Genomic DNA, 21,030 nt, shown 5'->3' on the forward strand with positions numbered 1-21,030 from the left:
CTGCCGCCACCGCCGCCGCCGGGGGCGCCGCCGGTGCCGCCCGCCGCGCCATAGCCGGCGCTTGCGTTGGCGCCTGCGGAACCTCCGCTGTTGCTCTGCGCGCCGCCCAGGCCGCCGCTGCCTGCGTTGCCTCCCTGGCCGCCACCTCCGCTGGTGCTGATGTCAACCCCGCCTTGCACGCCATTGGCGCCGCAGCCATGGCCGCCCCTGCCCAGGTCGGGGGACTGTTGGTTGGGGTTGGCGCGGGCCGCGCCGCCGCCGCCGCCGCCGGCCACGATCCAGCTGCCGCCCTGGTTCAGGCTGCTGGCACCGCCGCCAGCACCGCCATTGCCGGAAGCTCCGGCGCTGCCGCCAGCGCCCACCACGATGCTGACCGTGCTGCCGCTGGTGACGGCCCAGCTGCCGACCGTGACCTCGCCGCCCGGGCCGCCGTCGGCTGCGCCGCCGCCACCGCCGCCGCCCGTGGCGACCACCTCGACCTGGGTGACGCCACCGGGAACGGTCCAGCTGTAGCTGCCGGGTGAGCCATAGTTCTGCACATCTGCCTGGGCGGGCCAGGCAGTCGCCATGGCGGCGAGCAGCAGGCCGGTGCGGGCAACAGGCAGTGCGGGGTGGCTAAAGGGCTGGGCCATGCTGGAACTCTCCTCAAGGTTGTGGCACGCCTTGGTGCGGCCGGCTTGCTATCGTATTCAATTGTTATTTATGTCACTTATTTTTTCTAAAAATATCGATATTCAGTGGTATAAAAACCGCGATTAGACAGAAAGAGTCGTCAAAATTTCCGGCGGATTTTTATTTATTCAATAGGCTCATTCTGATTTCTGCTCAATCAGGCCTTGATGAAGGCCAGCGGCGGCGAGAAACCTACCCCTCCGGCCAGGTCGGTGACGGAGAGAATCAGCGTGTGGGCGCCGGGGGCGAGCGGCCTGGCTTGCAGGGCGGAGTCGAGCGCCATGGTCACGGGCGGGCCGAAGTCGATGGCGATTTCGCCGTCGGGTCCGGTCACGGGGGCCTGTTTCTCCAGGTCGTACAGCACATGCACCGGCTCCACTGTGTCGCCTTCGTAGATGTCCTGGTCCACGCGGTCGGGCGGGGCGTCGGAATCATCGAAGTCGATATCCCGCGCGCCGATGATCTCGCCGGCCAGCAGCCCGGTGGCCGGGTCCGGCGCGCAGCGCAGCAACAGCAGCACGATTCTCGCGTCGGCGCCCGCGCCGGCTCGCAGGCGTACCGGCGCGCCGAGCAGGATGGCATCGAGATCGCCGTCTTCGTCCGTGTGGTAGCTCAGGGTGTAGAGCAGCAGGGGCTGGCCGCCGAGCTGCGGCCAGTGCTGCAGGTCATGGAGCACCTTGCCGTTGCCCTGGCCGATGTCGCTGGCGGCCAGCGGCGCGGTGCCGGTCACCTTGACCACGCTGGCGCTCACGGGCTGCACCTGCATCAGGTCGGCCAGCCGCACGCCATACAGCGACGTGATTTCGCTGAAGAGGCTGTCGTTGTCCTGGACTTGCAGCGGTGCGACATGGATGGCTGAGGGCGCTTGCTCCGCCTGCCCGGTGTGGCGCTCCAGTAGCGCCGTGTAGCCCGCGGGCATGCCGAGCTCCTGGTACACGCTGCGCTGGCGCGCGCTGCGGCTGAGCTGGGGGAAGTAGATGCTCAGGCCACTGGCGTTGCGCGCCCGGGGGCCGGTGATGTTGAAGACGATGGCGTCCTGCAATGCCTGGCCCAGCGTGGCCTGGGCGCTGGCGGCAATGCCCTCGGCGCCGAGCAGGGCGGCGAACTGGCGCAGGTCCACCAGGTCCAGCCCGTCCTTGGCCGCCGGAATGTAGCCAAAGGCGATGGTGCGCAGGCGCGACATGGCAACCTGCTTCCAGCGTTCGATGGCGGCGTCGCCAGCGGCGCCGGGCAGCGACCTGGCCTGTGGCCGGGGCGTGGCGAAGGTGGGCGGCCAGAACACGCCGCCGCCCGTATGCGCGCTCTTGGCGCTGTTGTCGTAGTAGGCGTGCACGGCGCGCGCCCACGCGTCGAGCCGCTCCAGCAGCGGCCCGATGCGCGAGAGGTCGATGATGCTGAAGGTGGCATAGTCCGACAGCGGTGGCATCGGGCTGTGCTGCGGGCGCTCGCGCGCCTGCTTGTCGACGAAGGCGGTGGCCACTGTCTTGCCGAATTCCGGCACGCTGGGGGCGGGCTGGCGCGAGGCGGTTTCGATCAGGGCCCGCCAATCCCAGCCCGAGCCCGGCTCCAGCTCCTGCGATGCGCCCAGGTAGCGGGCATAGGGCTGGAGCATCTTCGCCACTTCCACCGTGGCCATCAGGCAGGCATCGAAGCCGATGTAGTCCAGGGTGATGCCGGTGGTTTTCTGGAAGCCCTGCAGCGCGGCCGCCATCGCGGGCAGCGACATGGACTCCCTGCTGGGAAAGTTCTCGTCGCCGCCGTAGCCGTAGTAGCCGTTGCCGTGGTCCCACAGCGCCAGCATGTATCGGTCGGCGGGGTAGGCGCGGGCGGCCCAGCTCAGGAAGTCTTGCAGCGTGTCGCCGGCATCCATGTTGCACGCGCCCAGGTCCGCCAGCTCCTTGAGCTGGCCGTTGGCAAGCTCGAAGCGCTTGACCGTCCGCCAGCTGGAGACCAGGCCGGCCGGGTCGTCCTTTTGCGCGCCGCCCGTGGTGATGACCACATGGGTGTAGGCCGAGCCTTGCGCGGCCAGCATTTCGAGCAGGTTCGCGGTGCCGGCATCATCATCGCTCTCCAGGTTGGAGCCCAGTAGGTAGACGAGCAGCGTGGTGCGGGTCGCTCTGGTGCCGTCGTTGCCGCTGCCGCCGCAGGCGGCAAGCCCTCCGGCGAGCAGGGCGGCGGCGCTGCCGAGCAAGTAGCGTCGTGAAACGGTGTGCATGGAAGTCCTCAAGGGCTGGGGATGGGCCTGGCGTGGCGCGGGGCGCCGCTCAAGGCCGCTGGCGCGGCGGAATCAGGCCGCGCTTGAATTCGTCGATCAGCTCGCCGGCCTTCTCCGGGTCCTGGTAGGTCGGGGGCGTGGCGCTGGATTTGGGCTGCGCCTGGCTGTCCTGCGCCGCATCCGGCGCCTTGTCCTGCTCCAGCGGGTGGCCCTGGCAGGTGGATTCGCGCTGCGGTGGCGATTCGCCCAGCAGGTAGCTGGTCACGATGGGGTCCACGCAGGCGTCGTTGTAGGGGTAGACGCCATGCTGGTAGTCACCGGCCACGAAGACGCGGCGGGCGGCTGGCAGCTGGGCGAAGAAGCGGTTCGCGCCCTCGGTATAGGTGGCGGAGTCATACTGCGACTGCACGAACAGCAGGTCCAGCGGCTTCATCGGCGCCAGCTCGGGCTTGCTCACCTTGGGGCCGCCCCAGAAGGCGCAGGTATGGAAGCTGAGCGTGCCGGGGCCGAACAGGGGCGAGCGCTGCGCCAGGCCCCGTACCATCCCGGCCCAGGCCGCGAGGTCGGTGGTGGCCGGCGTGTCGTTGCAGTGCACCGAGGTCTGCACCGACAGGGATGCGTTCAGCTCGATGCTCTCCGGCTCGGGCTGGATCCAGGTGTCGGCATAGCTGGCGAGCAAGTCCGCCGCAATCGTGCGGATGGCGGTGTTTCTCTTGGGATCCGCCGGGTCGAAAACATAGCCCTCCAGCGCCTGCGCCACCGCATCCATGTCGCTGGGGTCGGGGGCGGCCTTGAGCAGGGCATCCAGCCCGCGGGCGGCGGAGATGGTGCCCAGGTACTGGCCTGCGTCGGTGCGCACATAGCTCAGGCCGCTCAGCGGGCCGGCCAGCAGTTGCTGCACGCGGGGGCTCAGGTCCGCGATGGCGGCGCGCACCTCATCCGCGGTGGCGCCCAGCTGGAAGGTGGCCGCATGCCGCGCCGCATAGGGCGCCAGTAGGTTGTCGAGCAGGTACTGGCGCGCCGGCGGCTGGCCACCGAGCACGCCTTGCTCCAGCGTGGAGCTGAAGTCGACGGAGCTGTCGAGCACCATGCGGCCGACTTTGGCGGGAAACAGGTTGGCGTACCACGAGCCCAGCCAGGTGCCGTAGGAATAGCCCAGGTAGTTGAGCTTGGCATCGCCCAGCAGGCCGCGCATCAGGTCCATGTCGCGCGCCGTGGCGTCGGTGTTGATATAGGGGGTGATGGGGTTCTTCAGGCAGGCCTCGGCCTGCTTGCTGCCGTTGTAGTTGGCGTTGGCGAGGTTGTCGGGCGTGTCCCAATGGGCCGCGCTGGTTTCCACCATCCGAGCCAGTTCGTTGGTGGCGCATTGCAGCCGCGTGCTGGCGCCGGTGCCGCGCGGCGAGAAGCCCACCGCGTCGTACTCGTTCAGCAAGCGCAGCTGCAGCGCGCCCTGTGGGCTGTCGGGGTTGCTCTTGGCGAATGCATTGAGCAGCATGAACGTGAGCTTCAAGCCGTCCGCGCCGGGGCCGCCGGGGTTGAGCAGCAAGGCGCCGCGCCGCTTGTCGGGCGCAGCTGCCGCCAGGCGCATCATGCTGATGACCACGTCGCCGCGCTCGGGCTTGTCCCAGTCCAGCGGCGCACGCACCAGGCTGCAGCGCAGCCGCCCGCCAGCCTGCGCCCACAGGTCGTCGAGCTTGGGGCTTCTCGGGCCGATGATGGTCGGATCGCACTCGGTCCACTGCACGGTCTGATCGCGGTACTTTTGCAGCGGGTCGGGCGTGCCGCCGTGGTTGCTGTTGCCGCCGCTGCCGCCGCAGGCGGCCAGGCCTGCGGCCAGGGCCAGGCTTGCCACCCGCAGGGCGGGGCGCTGGATGGGGGAGATCGATGTCGACATGCTTTCCTCTCTGGTGGGTCACGGAATGAAACGGTTGCGGGGGCGGTAGACGCGGCACAGGCCCAGCAGCCCGGCCAGCGCCGACAGCAGGGCCAGGGCCCAGGCGCCCAATGCGGGGACGGGCACGGGCTGCGGCACCGGCTTGTCCTGCACCGCCAGCGTCTTGCTGATGCTGGCCGCGCCGGCCTGCGCGGCGGTGATGGTGCAGCTGCCCCTGGCGATCGGGGTGACGGTGCCGGCCGCGTCGATGCTGCAGCGGCCGGCATCGGCGGGGTCCACGCCATAGCTGATGGGGCCTGCGCCGGGCGCAGTGCTGGCGGCGGTATGCGCGGCCGGGGTGCCTACCGTCAGCATGGCGCCTGCGGCAGAGGTCCACGACAGTTCGGGCGCGAGGGTGGCGAAGCTCTGGGTCGCGCCAAGCACCTGGCCGGCGGCATTGAAGGGCTGCACGTTGCACAGGTAGGGCTGGCTGGGCAGCAGGCCGTCGATGGTGATGGGGCTGTCCGCTCCGCGCACGGCCAGGTAGCGGGTGGGAAAGATCGGGCCGGGCGGGCCGCCAGGCATCTCAATGCAGACGGCCGTGTAGCCGTCGATGCGGGTGCCGGGGGCGGCGGGCGGGGTGAAGGACAGGCGCAGGCTGGTGGCGGTGGGCGTGGCCTGCAGCCCGACTACCGCGTCGTCGGCGCTGGGCGCGGCCAGGTTGGCGTTGGGATCCGGCACGATCAGCACGGGCGGCGTGGCCTGGCCCAGATAGGTCTGGCCGTTTCTGCTGTATTCCAACTCGCAGGTATAGGGCTGGCCGGGCACCACACCGGGAACGCTGGGCGGGTTGCTGCCGCTGAGTGCGGTGCCCAGCGTACCGTCGGCCAGCAGGGGGTGGCAGCGGCCGGTTTGCTCGGGGGCTGGCGGGAACATGGCCGAGAGCGCGAACAGCGTCGACGTGCCCGGGAGAATCTGCACATCGCCAATGGGGCGCCGCTCGGGCGGCGTGCCCTGCGCCAGCGCTGTGCCGCCCAGGCACAGCAGCAATGGCGCTGCCCGGCTGCGCAATGTGCGTAATGAGCGTGCGCCCGGCTGGGTTGTACGCGGGAAAGTGTTGCTCGACATGCTGCCCTCTCTTGTCTTTTGTTTGCTGCGTGCGTCCCCGCTTTCGGGGGGCGCGCTGCGCCAGCAACGCTTCAAGACTTTGTTAATTTCTTGCTATCAAGCGTAGGTTTTTGTTAACAAGCTGCATATCCCTGAACTCAGGTAATTTGCGCCGCTGTTTTTTGCATGTGGCCGCGGCGCGGCGGTAAATACCTGATTCAAGGGATAGGCCGGCGCGGCGGCATCGCATACGATGGCCGCCCATGAATGTCCCGACCGCGCCCCCCCTCGAAGACGCCACGCTGCCAGCCCCCGTGCTGGTGGTGGAGGACGAGCCGCTGCTGCAGCTGCGCCTGCGCGGCGTGCTGCTGCAGCTGGGCTATGCCGCCGATGCGCTGGTGTTCGCGGCCACGCTGGCCGAGGCGCGGGCGCTGCTGGCCGCGCAGCCGGTGGCGCTGGCGCTGGTGGACCTGCAGCTGCCCGATGGCAATGGCCGCGAGCTGATCGCGCAGCTGCGCGCCGACGATCCGGGGCTGGGCATCCTGGTGGTGTCGGCCTGGAGTTCGGAAGATGCGATCCTGGGCGCGCTGCGCGCTGGCGCCACCGGCTATGTGCTCAAGGAGCGCGATGATTTCGAGGTGCTGTTGTCGATCCGCAGCGTGCTGCGCGGCGGCGCGCCCATCGACCCGTTCATCGCCCGGCGCATCCTGGAGCTGCTGCCGCCGCCAGCGCCGCCGGCGCAGGGCGCGGCCCCGGGTGCGGCCCCTGCCGAGGTGCTGAGCGAGCGCGAGGTGCAGATCCTGCGGCTGGTGGCCGATGGCCTGTCGAACCGCGAGATTGCCGAGCAGCTGTTCCTGTCGCGCTACACGGTGGAGAGCCATATCAAGCGCATCTACCGCAAGCTGGCGGTGTCGTCGCGCATCAATGCGGTGAGCGTGGCGCGGGCGCGGGGGGTGATCGGGTGAGGCGCTGGCCATTGCTGTGCTGTGCGCTGTGTGCCGTGCTGTGTGGTGCATGGCTGTTGGCCTTGCCGGCTGGGGCTGGCGCGGCGCAGGCGCAGCAGGCCTGCGCGCCGCGCGTGCTGGGGGTGCAGGCTGCGCGGGCCGAGCGAGCCGATAGCGCTGCACGGCCGGCGCAGGGCTGGGAGGCGGTGTCGCTGCCCGACACCTGGACGCGGCGCTGGCCGGGTTTTGGCGGTGCGGTGTGGTACCGCATCGACTGGGAGCGCGGCTGTGCTGGGGGCGAGCGCCTTGGCGAACCGGTGGCGCTTGGCATCGACGGCATCAGCATGGCGGGCGAGGTGTTCAGCAACGGCGATCTGCTGTGGCGCGATGCCTCGCTGGTGGAGCCGCTGTCGCGCAGCTGGAACATGCCGCGCTGGTGGCTGCTGCCCGAGTCGTCGCTGCAAGCCGGCGTGAATACGGCATGGGTGCGGGTGGCGGGCATACCAGAGCTGTCGCCCGGGCTGGGGCAGTTGCGGCTGGGGCCCGCAGCCCAGGTGCAGGCACTCTACGAGCGCAAGCTGTGGCGCCAGCGCACGGTGTATAGCTGGAGCGCAGGCATGACGGCGGGTGTGGGCGCTCTGTTCCTGGTGGTCTGGCTGCTGCGCCGCCGCGAGCAGGCCTTTGGCTGGTATGCGCTGGTGTCGCTGAGCTGGGCCGCCTATGTGGCGACCCTACTGGCCACCAGTGCCTGGCCCCTGGAGGCAATGGCGGCCCCCACGCTGGCCTTGTCGCGGCTGAACATCGCGGTCTTCGTGGTGTATGTGCTGGCGTTTTGCATGTTTACCTGGCGTTTCGGCGAGCAGAGCCTGCCGCGGCTGGAGCGGGCGCTGCGCTGGCTGGCGCTGCTGGCTGTTGCTGCGGCCTTGTCGGTGCCGGCGGCGGCGGTGGTGGTGGTGTTCATGGTGGCCTGGCTGGGTTTCGCGCTGATTGCCATGCTGGTTTGCGTGCACTTCCAGTGGCATGCCTGGCGGCCAAGGCCGGGAGGCCGGAACGTGCAGCACATGCTGCTGGCGCTGTGCTGGCTGCTGCTCCTGGTGGTTTGTGCGCATGATGTGCTGGTGGTATTGCGGCTGTGGCGTGCGCACGAGACCTGGAGCGCTGTCGGCGCGCCGCTGACCACGCTGCTGATGGCGCTGCTGGTGGGCGGCCGGCTGGCGGCGGGCATGCGGCGCATCGAGCGCTTCAACCAAGAGTTGGCGGCTGGCGTGGCCGAGGCGCGCGCCGAGCTGGCGCAGGCGCTGGCGCGCGAGCATGCGCAGGCGCTGGAAAACGCCAAGCTGCAGGAGCGCGTGCAGATCGCCCACGACCTGCACGACGGCCTGGGCGGCAGCCTGGTGCGCGGCATGGCGCTGGTGGAGCAGGCGCGCGATGCCCTGCCCAACGAGCGGGTGCTGTCGCTGCTCAAGAACCTGCGCGACGATCTGCGCCAGGTGATAGACCACGGCTCCAGCGCCGGCGCCGCAGTGCCCGAGACACCGGTGCAGTGGGCCGCGCCGCTGCGCCACCGTTTCACCCGCATCCTGGACGAGCTGGGCGTGGCGTCGCAGTGGAGCATCGCGCCGCAGTGGCGCGATCCCTACCGGCCCAGCGCCCTGCAGTGCATGGGCCTGACGCGGCTGGTGGAGGAGGCGCTGTCCAACGTGATCAAGCACAGCCGGGCGCGCCACCTCAAGGTGGTGGTGCAGGTGGGCGGGCCGCAGCCGCAGAGGCTGGCGGTGCACATCGAGGACGACGGCGTGGGCTTCGACGTGGCGGCGGTGCAGCGCGCCGGCCTGTCGGTGGGCATGCGCAGCATGGCGGCACGAGCCGAGCGCATCGGCGGCTCGCTCACCCTTGATTCCGGCCTTTGCGGCACGCTGGTCGGCGTGGCGCTGGAGCTCAGCCCGGCTGCAGGAAATCCTCGATGAGTCGCGCCAGCGCCTCGGGCTGGTCGTGGTGCAGCATGTGGCCGGCGTCGGCCACATCGGCCAGCTGCAGCCGCGGCACATGGCGGATGCGCGCCATGAACTCGTCCAGCCCGTAGCGGCCCGGCCAGTAGCCCTGCATGGTGTCCTTCTCGGCCTTGACCACCAGGGTGGGAGCGCTGATGGCGGCATACAGCGCCAACATCTCATCGGTGCGGAACAGCTGCGCGCTGGCCACCTTGTGCGCGGCATCGCCCTGGATGTGCCAGCGGCCGTCGCTGCCCGGCGCCGCCCAGTAGCCGGCCAGCCACAGCGCCTTGTCTTCGGGCAGGCGCGGGTTGTTGCGGCGCAGCCGCGCCGCCACCTCGGCGGCGTTGGCATAGCTGCGCAGCGCGCCACCGCCGGAGCGCTGGGCGCGCATCTCGTCGAGCCAGCGGCGGTAGCGCGCCGGGGCCTGGCCGGGCGCGGTGGCGGGCATGCCGAAGCCTTCGAGGTTGACCAGGCGGCGCACGCGCTCGGGCCGCGTGCCGGCATACATCATCGCCACGTTGCCGCCCATGCTGTGGCCGAGCAGGTCCACCGGCTCGCCGGGCGCGATCTCGTCGAGCAGCGCATCGAGGTCGCCCAGGTAGTCGGCGAACACGAAATGGTCCGGCGCCGGGCGGCTGCGGCTGTGGCCGAAGCCGCGCCAGTCGAGGGCGTAGATGTGGCGCTGGGCGCAGAAGTCCGCGCCCAGCGCATCGACGACGAACTGGAACGACGCGCCCACGTCCATCCAGCCGTGGCACAGCACCAGCGGGGGCAGCGTGGGCTGGCCGCAGGCCGGCCATTGCAGCAGGTGCAGTGGGCGCTGGCGGATGGCGAGCAGCCGCGAGACGGCGGCACGGCGGGGGACGTAGGGGCTTGGCATGGCGCCGAGCATGCCATAGCCATGCCGCCGCGCCGCAGCCCGGGCGACAGCTACACTTGGCTGCTCCAATGATGACGGAATGAGCAAGCATGCAAGACGTATTGCTGGGACAAAGCGGGCTGCGGGTATCGCCCATCTGCCTGGGCACCATGACCTTCGGCGAACAGGTGGCCGAGGCCGAGGCCCATGCCATGCTGGACCGGGCCCTGGAGCGCGGCGTGTACTTCTGGGACACGGCCGAGATGTACGCGGTGCCGGCGCGCGAGGCCACCTATGGCGCCACCGAAGGCATCATCGGCCGCTGGTTCGCCAGCCGCCCCGGTGCGCGCGGCAAGGTGGTGCTGGCCACCAAGGTGGCCGGGCCGTCGCGCGGCATGCCATGGATACGCGAGGGCAAGGGCATGACGGCGCGTGACATCGTCGCCTCCTGCGAGGGCAGCCTGCGCCGGCTGCAGACCGAGGTGATCGACCTCTACCAGATCCACTGGCCCGAGCGCCATGTGCCGGCCTTCGGCAACCCCTACTACGACCCGGCCAAGGAGGCTTCGCAAACCTCCATCCACGAGCAGCTGCAGGCGCTGGCCGGGCTGGTGAAGGCGGGCAAGGTGCGCCAGATCGGCCTGTCGAACGAGACGCCGTACGGCGTGCACGAGTTCGTGCGCCTGGCCGAGCAGCACGGCCTGCCGCGCGTGGCATCGGTGCAGAACGCCTACTGCCTGCTCAACCGCACTTGGGAGAACGCGCTGGACGAGACCTGCCACCGCCTGTCGGTGGCGCTGCTGGCCTATTCGCCGCTGGCCTTCGGCCTGCTGACCGGCAAGTACGACGCCAGCGGCACCACCGGGCCGGATGCGCCGCAGGGCGCGCGCATCGCCAGCTACGAATCGGTGCGCAAGCAGCGCTGGGGCCGGCCCGAGGCGCTGGCTGCCGCGCGCCGCTACAACCAGCTCGCGCGCGACCATGGCCTCACGCCCACCGCGCTGGCCCTGGCCTTCTGCTACACCAAGTGGCAGGTGGCAAGCACCATCATCGGCGTGCGCACCATGGCGCAGCTCGACGAGGACCTGGATGCCTGGAACACCCGCCTGCCGGCCGAGGTGCTGGCCGAGATCGATCGCATCCGCTGGGAGATGCGCGACCCGGCGCTGTAACTGGCTTGAAGGCTAGCGGCGCTGGGCACCGAGCGCGATGCGGGCCGCGATGCGGGCCGCCACCCGCGCGCTGTGCGCATCGCGGTCGAAGGCCGGGTTGAGTTCGGCGATGTCGGCCAGTGCCAGCTTGCCGCTGGCCAGCACGGTGTCGATCAGCTCCTGCACGGCCGGCAGCGGCACACCCAGCGGGGCCGGTGCCGAGACGCCGGGCACCAGGCTCATGGGCAGCACGTCGAGGCAGACCGTGAGGTAGACCGCGTCGCAGGCTTGCAGATCACGGGCCAGCGCGGCGCGCGCCTGGGCCACGCCATCGGGCGTCTGCAGCGCATCGTCGAGCCAGTAGGGCACGCCCAGCTCCTGCGCGCGCTGGAACAGGGCCGTCGTGTTGGCATCGCGGTTGATGCCGAAGACCCGGTACTCGAAGGGCCAGCGCTGCTCGGCGCACCAGGCCTGGATCTGCCGAAACGGCGTGCCCGAATTCGCCTCATGCGCGGTGCGCAGGTCGAAGTGCGCGTCCAGGTTGACGATGAGCACGCGCCGCGACTGGCTGCCCTGCGCCTGCAGGTGCCGGGCCAGGCCCTGGAAACTGCCCCAGGCGACTTCATGCCCGCCGCCCAGCACCAGCGGGCGGCAGCCCTGGCCGAGCGCCTGGGCCACCTGGCCGGCCAGCGCGGCCTGCGCGGCGTCCAGGTCGCCGTCGGGGCAGGCAATGTCGCCGGCATCCCACAGCGCCAGGCTGTCGTGCAGGGCCAGGTTGGCCAGCACCGCGCGCATGGCCTTGGGGCCGCCGGCTGCGCCCTGGCGCCCGCCATTGCGGCGTACGCCTTCGTCCACCGCAAAGCCCATCAAGGCCACGCCGCCGCTGCTGTGCGCCTCGAAGGGGCGCACGCGCTGGTGCCAGCGCGTGGTGGGGCCGGTTTCCTCGGAATCCACGCGGCCGGACCAGGGCCATGTCGTTGTGGGTGCAGTGGGGGAGTTCATGGGAGGGCTTTCTTGTATGAAGAAGATGTGTATGCGCTATGCGGGGACGGGCGTCTTGCCGCGCTGGGCCAGGGTGAGTAGGCCGGCCGCCGCCGCCAGCGCGGCCGTGCCGCTGGCGAGAATGGCTGCGCCATAGCCGCCAGTCTGATCGAAAAGCCAGCCTGCCAGGCTGGCGCCGCCCCAGGCCGCAATGCCGACGCTGATGTACAGCGCGCCCAGGATGGCGCCCAGGTGGCGGGTGCCGAACCAGTCGGCCGCCAAGGTGGGGTACAGGGTGATGCAGCCGCCATGGCAGGCGCCGAAGAGCAGCGCGAACCAGGCCAGGCCCGCGTAGCCGCCGGCCTGCCACCACAGCAGGTGCAGCAGCGCCAGCGCCAGGGTCAGCAAGGCCAGCAGCGGCAGCCGGCCGATGCGGTCCGCCAGGCCGCCAAGCAGCAGCCGGCCCAGCAGGTTGCCCACGCCGATCAGCCCTATCAGGCTGTTGCTGAGCGGTGCGGCCACGCCCAGCCCGCGGGCATGGGGGCTGATGTGTACCGTGGCGGCGAACAGGCTGACCGAGGTCAGCGCGATGGCCAGGAACAGGCCCTGAAAGCGCGCGCTGCCCACGGCCTGCAGCAAGCCCATGCCGCTGCCGGCCGCAAGCGGCGCGGCGCTGGCATCGCCATCGGGCGCGAGCCCGGCGTCCTGCGGGTGGTTGTAGAGCTGGCTGGCGGCGGCCAGGCCCAGAACGGCGATGCCGGCGGCAAAGATCTGCATGGTGGCGCCAAGGCCCAGGGGCTGCAGCAGCAGCCCCGCCAGCAGCGGGCACAGCAAGGTGCCCAGGCCGGTGCCGGCCAGCGCCAGCCCCGATGCGCGGCTGCGCTGGCGGATGAACCAGCGCTGCACCACGGTGACGGCCGGCACATAGATCAGCCCGATGCCCAGGCCGACGAAGATGCCGAAGCGCCACTGCAGCTCTTGCAGGCTGGCGGCCTGGCTGCCCAGTGCAAAGCCCGCGGCCAGCAGCACCGCGCCCAGCGCCACGACGGCACGCGCCGACAGCCGGTCGGCGAGCGGGCCCGACACCGTGCCCACCAGGTAGGACAGCAAGGCGGTGGTCGAGAAGACGGCAGCCACCGAAAAGCGGCCCGCGTGGAATTGCGCCTGCAGCGCCTCGAAGAAGACGCCGAAGGCATACATGGCGCCAAAGGCCAGCGCGAGCAGCACATGCACGGCCGCCACGATGGTCCAGCCGTGGAACCAGGGCAGGAGGCGGCGCATCTCAGGGCCTCCAGACGCGCCCTTGCCGCACCACCGTGCAGGCGGGGCGCTGGCCCAGCCAGTAGGCCAGCTCGGCGGCCTCGGCCAGCGGCCACAGCACGAAGTTCGCCGGCCGGCCCACGGCCAGCGTGCCGTGCGTGTCCTGCAGGCCCAGCGCCTGTGCCGCATAGCGCGTGACGCCCGCCAGGGCCTCGGGCACGGTCAGGCGAAACAGGGTGCAGGCCTGGTTGAGCATGAGCAGCAGGCTCAGCGCCGGCGAGGTGCCCGGGTTGTGGTCGGTGGAAACCGCCATCGGCACGCCGGCCGCGCGCAGCGCAGCAATCGGCGGCATGTGGGTGTCGCGCAGAAAGTAGTAGGCGCCGGGCAGCAGCACGGCCACCGTGCCCGCGGCCTGCATCGCGGCGATGCCCGAGCCATCCAGGTGCTCGATGTGGTCGCACGACAGCGCGTTGAAGCGCGCGGCCAGCGCCGCCCCGCCCATGTTCGACAGCTGCTCGGCATGCAGCTTGACCGGCAGGCCCAGATCGCGGGCCGCGCGGAACACCTGCTCGGTCTCGGCCAGCGAGAAGCCTATGCGTTCGCAGAAGGCGTCGACCGCATCGACCAGGCCTTCCTGGGCGAGCGCGGGCAGCATCTCCTGGCATACCAGGTCGATATAGTCCTGGCTGCGCCCTGCGTACTCGGGCGGCAGCGCATGCGCGCCCAGGAAGGTGGTGCGCACGGTGACGCCGAGATCGCGCCCCAGGCGGCGCGCCACGCGCAGCTGCTTGCGCTCGTGCTCCAGCGCCAGCCCGTAGCCCGACTTGATCTCGATCGCGCACACGCCTTCCTGCAGCAGGCTCTCAAGGCGCGGCAGGGCCAGCGCATACAGCTCGTCCTCGCTGGCCTGGCGCGTCGCGCGCACGCTGGAGACGATGCCGCCGCCGGCGCGGGCGATCTCTTCGTAGCCGGCGCCGGCCAGGCGCATGGCGAACTCATTGGCGCGCTGGCCGCCATACACCAGGTGGGTGTGGCAGTCGATCAGCCCGGGCGTGACCAGCGCGCCCTGGCCGTCGTGGCGGGGCAGCCCGGGGCTTTGCGCGGGCAGGGCGGCACGCTCGCCTATCCAGGCGATGTGGCCGCCGCGCACGAGGATGGCCGCGTCCGAAACGCCGCTGGCCTGCGGCCCCAGGGCCTCGGGGGCCAGCCGCAGGTTGGTCCAGACGCCGTCGGCGCTCGATGGTGCCTGTATCTTGGCGTGTGTCATGCGGTTTACCTTTCTCTGTGTGGGGCGCGGCGGCTCAGGGCCTGCCCAGCAGGCTCAGCGCCGCCAGGCTCATGGCCTTCACGCCGGTCTTGATCGAGGGCTCGGGCAGCGGCGCGAACTGCGGCGAGTGGTTGAACACCAGCGGCTTGCCGCCCGGCTGCTGCGAGGCCGCCACTTCCTGCGGGTCGGTGACGCCGACCAGGAAGAACATCGAGGGCACGCCCTCGGCGCCATATTCGGCGAAGTCCTCGCTGGTGGTCAGCGGCGGGGTGCGCGACACATTGTCGGCGCCGAGCCCGGCCTGCAGCGCCGCCTCGACCCTGGCCACGACGGCCGGGTCGTTGACGGTGGCGGCGCTGGTGTCCGGCAGCGCGATCTCGGGCTGCGGCGCGCCGGCCGCCGCGGCCGAGGCCAGCGCAACGCGGCGCACGCCGGCAAGCAGCTGGGCCCGCACCGCGGGCGCATAGCTGCGGATGGTGCCGCGCAGCACCACCCGGTCGGGGATGATGTTGCCCGAGCTGCCCGCCTGCAGCGCGCCGATGGTGACCACGCCGAACTCCATCGGGTCCTTCTCGCGGCTGACCACCGACTGCACGTCGACGATGAAGCGCGCGGCCACCAGCACCGGATCGAGCGCCTTGTGCGGCGCCGAGCCGTGGCCGCCGCGGCCCTTGAAGGTGATCTCCAGCTCGTTGGCGGCCGAGGTCATCGGTCCCGCGGCGTAGCTGACGGTGCCGATGGGGCGCGGGTCGGTGTGCAGCGCCAGCGCCATGTCGGGCTTGGGAAAGCGGCTGAACAGGCCGTCGGCCAGCATGGCGCGTGCGCCGGCCCCGGTCTCCTCGGCGGGCTGGGCGACCAGCATCAGCGTGCCGCGCCACTGCGGCTTCAGCGCCGCCAGCGTGCGCGCCACGCCGACCCAGGCCGCCATGTGGACGTCGTGCCCGCAGCTGTGCGCGACGAAGGTCTCGCGCCCGTTCCAGGTGGTCTTGGCGCGGCTGGCATAGGGCAGGCCGGTTTTCTCCTCCATCGGCAGCGCATCCATGTCGGTGCGCACCATCACCGTGGGGCCGGCGCCGTTGCGCAGCAGGGCCACCACGCCGGTCTTGCCGACCTGCTCGGTCACCTCGAAGCCCAGGCCGCGCAGCTCCCGGGCCAGCCGGGCGGCGGTGCGGGTCTCGGCGAAGCCCAGCTCGGGGTGGGCGTGCAGGTCCTGGTACAGCGTGTCCAGCTGGGGGTACATCTCGCCGAGCAGGTCGTCGATCGCGGCGGGGGCCTGCGCGGCCGCCCAGCCGGGCGCCAGCAGCGCCGCGGCCAGGGCGATGCCACGCAGCGCCTGGCGTGGATGCAGAGGTAGTGCGCGCATGCTGCTCACTTGAGCATGGGCAGCTTGAGCCCCTGCTTGCGCGCGGTCTCGATGGCCAGCTCGTAGCCCGCGTCGGCATGGCGCATCACGCCCGAGCCGCAGTCGTTGACCAGCACCCGCGCCAGCCGCGCGGCGGCCTCGTCGGTGCCGTCGGCGACGATGACCATGCCCGAGTGCTGCGAGTAGCCCATGCCCACGCCGCCGCCGTGGTGCAGGCTGACCCAGGTGGCGCCGCCGGCGGTGTTCAGCAGGGCGTTGAGCAGGGGCCAGTCGGAGACCGCGTCGGTGCCGTCCTTCATGGACTCGGTCTCGCGGTTGGGGCTGGCAACCGAGCCGGTGTCCAGGTGGTCGCGGCCGATCACGATGGGCGCCTTGAGCTCGCCGTTTTTCACCATCTCGTTGAAGGCCAGGCCCGCCAGGTGGCGCTCGCCCAGGCCCAGCCAGCAGATGCGCGCCGGCAGGCCCTGGAAGCTGATGCGCTCGCGCGCCATGTCCAGCCAGCGGTGGGTGTGCTTGTTGTCGGGGAACAGTTCCTTGATCTTGGCGTCGGTCTTGTAGATGTCCTCGGGATCGCCCGACAGGGCCACCCAGCGGAACGGGCCCTTGCCTTCGCAGAACAGCGGGCGGATATAGGCGGGCACGAAGCCGGGGAAATCGAAGGCGTTCTTGACGCCCATGTCGTGCGCCACCTGGCGGATGTTGTTGCCGTAGTCCACCGTGGGAATGCCCATGGCCTGGAAGTCCAGCATGGCCTGCACGTGCACCGCGCAGCTGCTGGCGGCGGCGTCGGTCAGCTTGGCGTGTTGGGCCGGGTCGCGCTGGGCGCTCTTCCACTGCGCCACGCTCCAGCCAGCGGGCAGGTAGCCGTTGATCAGGTCGTGGGCCGAGGTCTGGTCGGTCACCAGGTCGGGCTTGATGCTGCCGGCCTGGGCTTTGCGCACCAGCTCGGGCAGGATCTCGGCTGCATTGCCCAGCAGGCCGATGGAGATCGCCTTCTTCTCCTGGGTGTAGCGCTGGATGCGGGCCAGCGCGTCGTCCAGGTCGGTGGCCTGCTCGTCGAGGTAGCGCGAGCGCAGGCGGAAGTCGAGGCTGCTTTGCTGGCATTCGATGTTCAGCGAGCAGGCGCCGGCCAGCGTGGCGGCCAGCGGCTGGGCGCCGCCCATGCCGCCCAGGCCGGCCGTCAGGATCCACTTGCCGGCCAGGTCGCCGCCATAGTGCTGGCGGCCGGCCTCGACGAAGGTCTCGAAGGTGCCTTGCACGATGCCTTGGCTGCCGATGTAGATCCAGCTGCCGGCGGTCATCTGGCCGTACATGAACAGGCCCTTGCGGTCGAGTTCGTTGAAGTGCTCCCAGTTGGCCCATTGCGGCACCAGGTTGGAGTTGGCCAGCAGCACGCGGGGCGCGCCTGGGTGGGTCTTGAACACGCCCACCGGCTTGCCCGACTGCACCAGCAGGGTTTCGTCGGCGTTCAGCTCCTTGAGCGAGGCCAGGATCTGGTCATAGCACTCCCAGTTGCGCGCCGCACGGCCAATGCCGCCATAGACCACCAGGGCCTGCGGGTTCTCGGCCACCTCGGGGTCGAGGTTGTTCTGGATCATGCGGTAGGCCGCTTCGGCCAGCCAGTTCTTGCAGCTGAGCTGGCTGCCGCGCGGGGCGCGGATGATGCGGGTGGGGTCGATGCGGGGGTCGATATTGGTGGTCATGGTTGCTCCTTGGGAAGTAGTAGCGGGAAAGGCGGTGTTTGGGGGGGGAAGGGGTTATGGCTCCACGCGGGCGCGGGTTGCCTCGGCGTAGACGTCGGGATCGAGGGCCGGGGCGGGGGCGATGCCGCTGCTGGGGTAGATCATCTGGGGCGGCACCTTCATGGAGCGCTTGGCCAGCGGGTAGTACACCAGCGATGTCACCACCAGGCTGACAATCCAGGAGATGTCGGCGCCGCCGAGCATGGCGGCGACCGGGCCCTTGTACAGCGCCTGGTTCAGGAAGGGGATCTGCACCAGGATGCCCAGCACATAGCAGCCCAGCGCCATGTAGTTGTAGCTGCCATAGCGGCCCTGGGGGTCATACAGCGCGGGGATGTCGACCTTTTCCTTGGACACCAGGTAGTAGTCCACCAGGTTGACCGCGCTCCAGGGCACGAAGACCGCCAGCAGCAAGAGCACGAAGTTCTTGAAGTTGTTCAGAAAGTCGGCACTGGCCAGCAGGGCCACCACCAGCGACAGCAGCACGAAGCCGACGATGTAGGCGATGCGCGCGGCCGGCGAGATCTGCGTCTTGTTGTTGAAGCCGCTGACCGTGGTCAGGATGGTCATGAAGCCGCCGTAGGCGTTGAGGCAGTTCACCGTGAGCTTGCCCGAGACGATCACCAGGTAGATCACGATGGCGGCCGGGCCGGCCAGCTCGCCCAGGAAGCCGACCTGGTTCTTCAGGAACTGGCCGCCCAGCGCGGCGACCAGCACGCCCAGCGTCATGGCGATCTGCGCGCCGATCACGCTGCCCATGAAGGTGGTGGTGAAGGCCCGCGAGGTGGGCGTGTTCGAGGGCAGGTAGCGCGAGTAGTCGGCCACGTAGGGCGCGAACGTCATCTGCCAGCCGGCCGACAGCGCCACGGTAAGCAGGAAGGTGGCCCAGGTGAAGGGCTTCTGGCCGAAGGCGCTGGCCACGTCGTAGTGCGTGCCCAGGCGCACGGCCAGGTAGGCGAAGCCCAGCAGGCCGACCACGGTGGCAATGCGGCCGAGTACGTGGATCAGGCGATAGCCCACCACGGCCACGATGGCCGTCAGCGTGCCAAAGATGAGCATGCCGGTCTGCGGCGCGGAAAAGTCGAACATGCGGTTGATGGCCTGGCCCGACAGCACCGTGCCGGTGGCGGCGAAGCCCAGGTACATCAGCACCACCAGCAGCAGCGGCAGCGAGGCGCCCTTGACGCCGAACTGCACGCGGCTGGAGATCATCTGCGGCAGCCCCAGGCGCGGGCCTTGGGCGGAGTGCAGCGCCATGACGATGCCGCCCAGGATGTTGCCGATCAGCAGGCCGATGATGGCCGTCATGGCCTCGGCGCCGAACACGATGGCCAGCGCCCCGTCGACGATGGCCGTGATCTGGCAGTTGGCGCCGAACCAGAGTGTGAACTGGCTCCAGCTGGAGCCATGGCGCTCCTGCTCCGGGACCATGTCGATGGTGCGCGTCTCGACGGCACCATGCGCTTTGGGTTGGGGTGATTGCATAGGTCTCCTTGCAGGCGATGGGCTGTTATTGATAATACAACTTCGTTTTTTATTTCTGAAGTTGTATATACAAATTGGACCATGCGAGAATGCAGCCGTCAATACAAGGCATGCAGCTTTGCTTTAGGTGTTTTCCCTATGAAATCAGAAACCAAGCCTGCTGGCGCAGCAGCCCCGCAGGAGGGGCGGCAGCCGGCATTCGAGCGTGTCAAGGCGCACGTGCTGGCGCAGATCCAGGCCGGGGCCTGGCGCGAGGGCGATGCCATTCCCAGCGAGGATGCCTTGTCCAAGTCTTTTGGCGTATCGCGGATGACGGTCAACCGCGCGCTGCGCGAGCTCACCGCCGAGCAGCTGCTGGTGCGCGTGCAGGGCTCGGGCACCTTCGTGGCCCAGCACAAGTACCAGGCCACGCTGGTGTCGCTGCGCAATATCGCCGATGAGATCGCGGCGCGCGGCCATGTGCATCGCAGCGAGCTGCACCGGCTGGAGCGCACCACCGCGCGCGACACGCTGGCGGCGCATTTCGAGCTGCCGGCCGGCGCGCCGCTATTCCATTCGGTGGTGCTGCACCTGGAGAACGACCAGCCGATCCAGTGGGAGGACCGCTATGTCAACCCCGCGGTGGCGCCAGACTACCTGGCCTGCGATTTCCACACCCAGACCCCCAATGCCTACCTGACGCGGGTGGCGCCGCTGCAGGGCGTGTCCTTCCGCATCGAGGCCTGCATGCCGCCGCCGGAGGTGCGCGAGGTGCTGCGCATGGGCGCGCAGGAGCCTTCGCTGGTGCTGTGGCGCCGCACGCTGTCGATGCAGCAGGTGGCGTCGGTCGCGATCATGTGGCATCCGGCGTCGCGCTACCAGTTCGCGGGCAGTTTCTGAGCCGTCAGACGATGCCTCTTGCGCGCAGGCCCTGCAGCTCGGCATCGCTGCAACCCAGCTCCTGGCCGAGCACCTGCGCGGTGTGCTCGCCGAGCATGGGGGCCGCACGGTGCACGACCGGGGTGGCCGAGAAGTCGAGCGGGCTGCGCAGGCCGGGCACCTCCTGGCCGCGGCCGTGGGGCATGCGCAGCGCGAGCTGGCGGTGGCGCACCTGCGGGTCGTCGAACACGCCCGCCATGTCGTTGATGGGGCCGCAGGGCACGCCGGCGGCTTGCAGGCGCGCCAGCCAGTCGGCGCAGCTGCGCCGCAGCATCGGCGGGGCCAGTTCCGCGCGCAGCGCGGCGCGGGCCCGCACCCGGTCCGCATTGCTGCGGAAGCGGGCGTCCCGGGCCAGCTGCGGGCAGCCGAGCACCTGGCACAAGGCCTCGAACTGGCCGTTGTTGCCCGCGGCGATGATCAGGTGGCCGTCGCCGCAGCGAAACACCTCGGAGGGCGAGGCGATCGGGTTGGTGTTGCCCATGCGCTGCGGCGGCGCGCCGCTCATCAGGTAGCCCACGGCCAGGTGGCCGTTGAGCGCGACCGACGAATCCAGCATCGAGGCGTCGATGTACTGCCCCTGGCCGGTGCGCAGGCGGTGGAACAGCGCGCTGACCACCGCGATGCAGGCGTTGAGCCCGGTGGCGACGTCGGCAATCGGGATGGCGGTGCGCATGGGCTCGCCGCCGGGCGCGCCCTCGGGCTGGCCGCAGGTGCTCATCAGCCCGGCCTGGCCCTGCAGTATGAAGTCGTAGGCGGCGCGGGCCGCCTGCGGGCCGGACTGGCCGAAGCCGGTGACCGAGCAGTAGACCAGATCGGGCCGGCCCGCCCGCAGCGTGGCGTAGTCCAGCCCGTAGCGGGCCAGCGTGCCCACCTTGTAGTTCTCCACCACCACGTCGCAGCGGGCGGCCAGCTCCCGCACCAGGCGGGAGCCTTCGGGCGAGGCGATGTCGATGGTCAGCGAGTGCTTGCCGCGGTTGTAGGCGAGGTAGAGGGCCGAGTCGTTGCTGTGGCCCACGTTGCCATCACCATCCATATGGGGTAGGAACGGCCCCATGCGCCGGGTGTCGTCGCCGTCGCCGGGCTTTTCTATCTTGTAGACGGTGGCGCCCATGTCGGCCAGCTGCTGGGTGCACAGCGGGCCGGCGATGACGCGGGTCAGGTCCAGCACCTTGATGCCTTCGAAAATCCCGGGCATGGCG

The 21,030-nt window shown here is 70.2% G+C and carries 16 protein-coding genes; 4 read left to right on the top strand and 12 right to left on the bottom strand.

What is annotated here, in order from left to right; genetic code table 11:
- The 4 genes from ACODRX_RS17955 to ACODRX_RS17970 form a co-directional block, all read right to left on the bottom strand.
- A partial coding sequence (locus ACODRX_RS17955; RefSeq protein ID WP_488872904.1) for a glycine-rich domain-containing protein occupies positions 1-632 on the bottom strand: 632 nt, incomplete at its 3' end.
- A 197-nt stretch (positions 633-829) separates the two neighbouring features.
- Positions 830-2,887, bottom strand: a complete 2,058-nt coding sequence (locus ACODRX_RS17960) for a clostripain-related cysteine peptidase (RefSeq protein WP_488872905.1) — start codon at positions 2,885-2,887, stop codon at positions 830-832.
- 49 nt (positions 2,888-2,936) lie between these two features.
- Positions 2,937-4,781 carry an alpha/beta fold hydrolase gene (locus ACODRX_RS17965; RefSeq protein ID WP_488872906.1) on the bottom strand — a complete coding sequence of 615 codons (1,845 nt, stop codon included), beginning with the start codon at positions 4,779-4,781 and terminating at the stop codon, positions 2,937-2,939.
- 18 nt (positions 4,782-4,799) lie between these two features.
- Positions 4,800-5,888, bottom strand: a complete 1,089-nt coding sequence (locus ACODRX_RS17970; protein WP_488872907.1) for a fibronectin type III domain-containing protein — start codon at positions 5,886-5,888, stop codon at positions 4,800-4,802.
- Positions 5,889-6,130: 242 nt separating this feature from the next.
- Between ACODRX_RS17970 and ACODRX_RS17975 the strand changes: the two genes are divergently transcribed.
- Together ACODRX_RS17975 and ACODRX_RS17980 are read left to right on the top strand one after the other, a co-directional pair.
- A complete protein-coding gene (locus ACODRX_RS17975) occupies positions 6,131-6,832 on the top strand; it encodes a LuxR C-terminal-related transcriptional regulator (RefSeq protein ID WP_488872908.1) in 702 nt (233 codons plus the stop codon).
- 62 nt (positions 6,833-6,894) lie between these two features.
- Entirely contained in the window at positions 6,895-8,778 is a 1,884-nt protein-coding gene (locus ACODRX_RS17980; protein WP_488872909.1) for a sensor histidine kinase, read from the top strand.
- Here ACODRX_RS17980 and ACODRX_RS17985 read toward each other — a convergent pair.
- Positions 8,750-9,685, bottom strand: a complete 936-nt coding sequence (locus tag ACODRX_RS17985) for an alpha/beta fold hydrolase (protein WP_488872910.1) — start codon at positions 9,683-9,685, stop codon at positions 8,750-8,752. The two genes, ACODRX_RS17980 and ACODRX_RS17985, sit on opposite strands and share 29 nt — an antisense overlap.
- Positions 9,686-9,774: 89 nt before the next feature.
- Here ACODRX_RS17985 and ACODRX_RS17990 point away from each other — a divergent pair, with 89 nt between their 5' ends.
- Entirely contained in the window at positions 9,775-10,836 is a 1,062-nt protein-coding gene (locus ACODRX_RS17990) for an aldo/keto reductase (RefSeq protein ID WP_488872911.1), read from the top strand.
- Between the two features lie 12 nt (positions 10,837-10,848).
- Here the strand turns inward: ACODRX_RS17990 and hutG are convergent, their stop codons facing one another.
- From hutG to ACODRX_RS18020, 6 genes are read right to left on the bottom strand one after another with little or no spacing between them, the layout of a single operon-like run.
- The gene (hutG, locus tag ACODRX_RS17995; RefSeq protein WP_488872912.1) at positions 10,849-11,817 is read right to left on the bottom strand and encodes a formimidoylglutamase; all 969 of its coding nucleotides are present in this window, start codon (positions 11,815-11,817) and stop codon (positions 10,849-10,851) included.
- A 36-nt stretch (positions 11,818-11,853) separates the two neighbouring features.
- On the bottom strand, positions 11,854-13,077 hold the full coding sequence (locus tag ACODRX_RS18000; RefSeq protein ID WP_488872913.1) for an MFS transporter: 1,224 nt from the start codon (positions 13,075-13,077) through the stop codon (positions 11,854-11,856).
- A gap of 1 nt (position 13,078) precedes the next feature.
- Positions 13,079-14,323, bottom strand: coding sequence for an imidazolonepropionase (hutI, locus tag ACODRX_RS18005; protein WP_488872914.1), 1,245 nt, complete (start codon positions 14,321-14,323; stop codon positions 13,079-13,081).
- A gap of 34 nt (positions 14,324-14,357) precedes the next feature.
- On the bottom strand, positions 14,358-15,686 hold the full coding sequence (locus ACODRX_RS18010; protein WP_488872915.1) for an amidohydrolase: 1,329 nt from the start codon (positions 15,684-15,686) through the stop codon (positions 14,358-14,360).
- Between the two features lie 5 nt (positions 15,687-15,691).
- Positions 15,692-17,389 (bottom strand): urocanate hydratase, encoded by a 1,698-nt coding sequence (gene hutU, locus ACODRX_RS18015; protein ID WP_488872916.1) that lies wholly within the window; start codon positions 17,387-17,389, stop codon positions 15,692-15,694.
- Between the two features lie 54 nt (positions 17,390-17,443).
- Positions 17,444-18,913, bottom strand: coding sequence for a purine-cytosine permease family protein (locus tag ACODRX_RS18020; RefSeq protein WP_488872917.1), 1,470 nt, complete (start codon positions 18,911-18,913; stop codon positions 17,444-17,446).
- A gap of 138 nt (positions 18,914-19,051) precedes the next feature.
- On the opposite strand from ACODRX_RS18020, the gene hutC reads away from it, so the two are divergent.
- On the top strand, positions 19,052-19,792 hold the full coding sequence (gene hutC / locus ACODRX_RS18025; RefSeq protein WP_488872918.1) for a histidine utilization transcriptional repressor HutC: 741 nt from the start codon (positions 19,052-19,054) through the stop codon (positions 19,790-19,792).
- Positions 19,793-19,796: 4 nt separating this feature from the next.
- Here hutC and ACODRX_RS18030 read toward each other — a convergent pair whose 3' ends face one another.
- Positions 19,797-21,026, bottom strand: a complete 1,230-nt coding sequence (locus ACODRX_RS18030) for a CaiB/BaiF CoA transferase family protein (RefSeq protein ID WP_488872919.1) — start codon at positions 21,024-21,026, stop codon at positions 19,797-19,799.
- Between the last annotated feature and the right edge of the window lie 4 nt (positions 21,027-21,030).

This window comes from Comamonas sp. FG99, assembly GCF_057808605.1.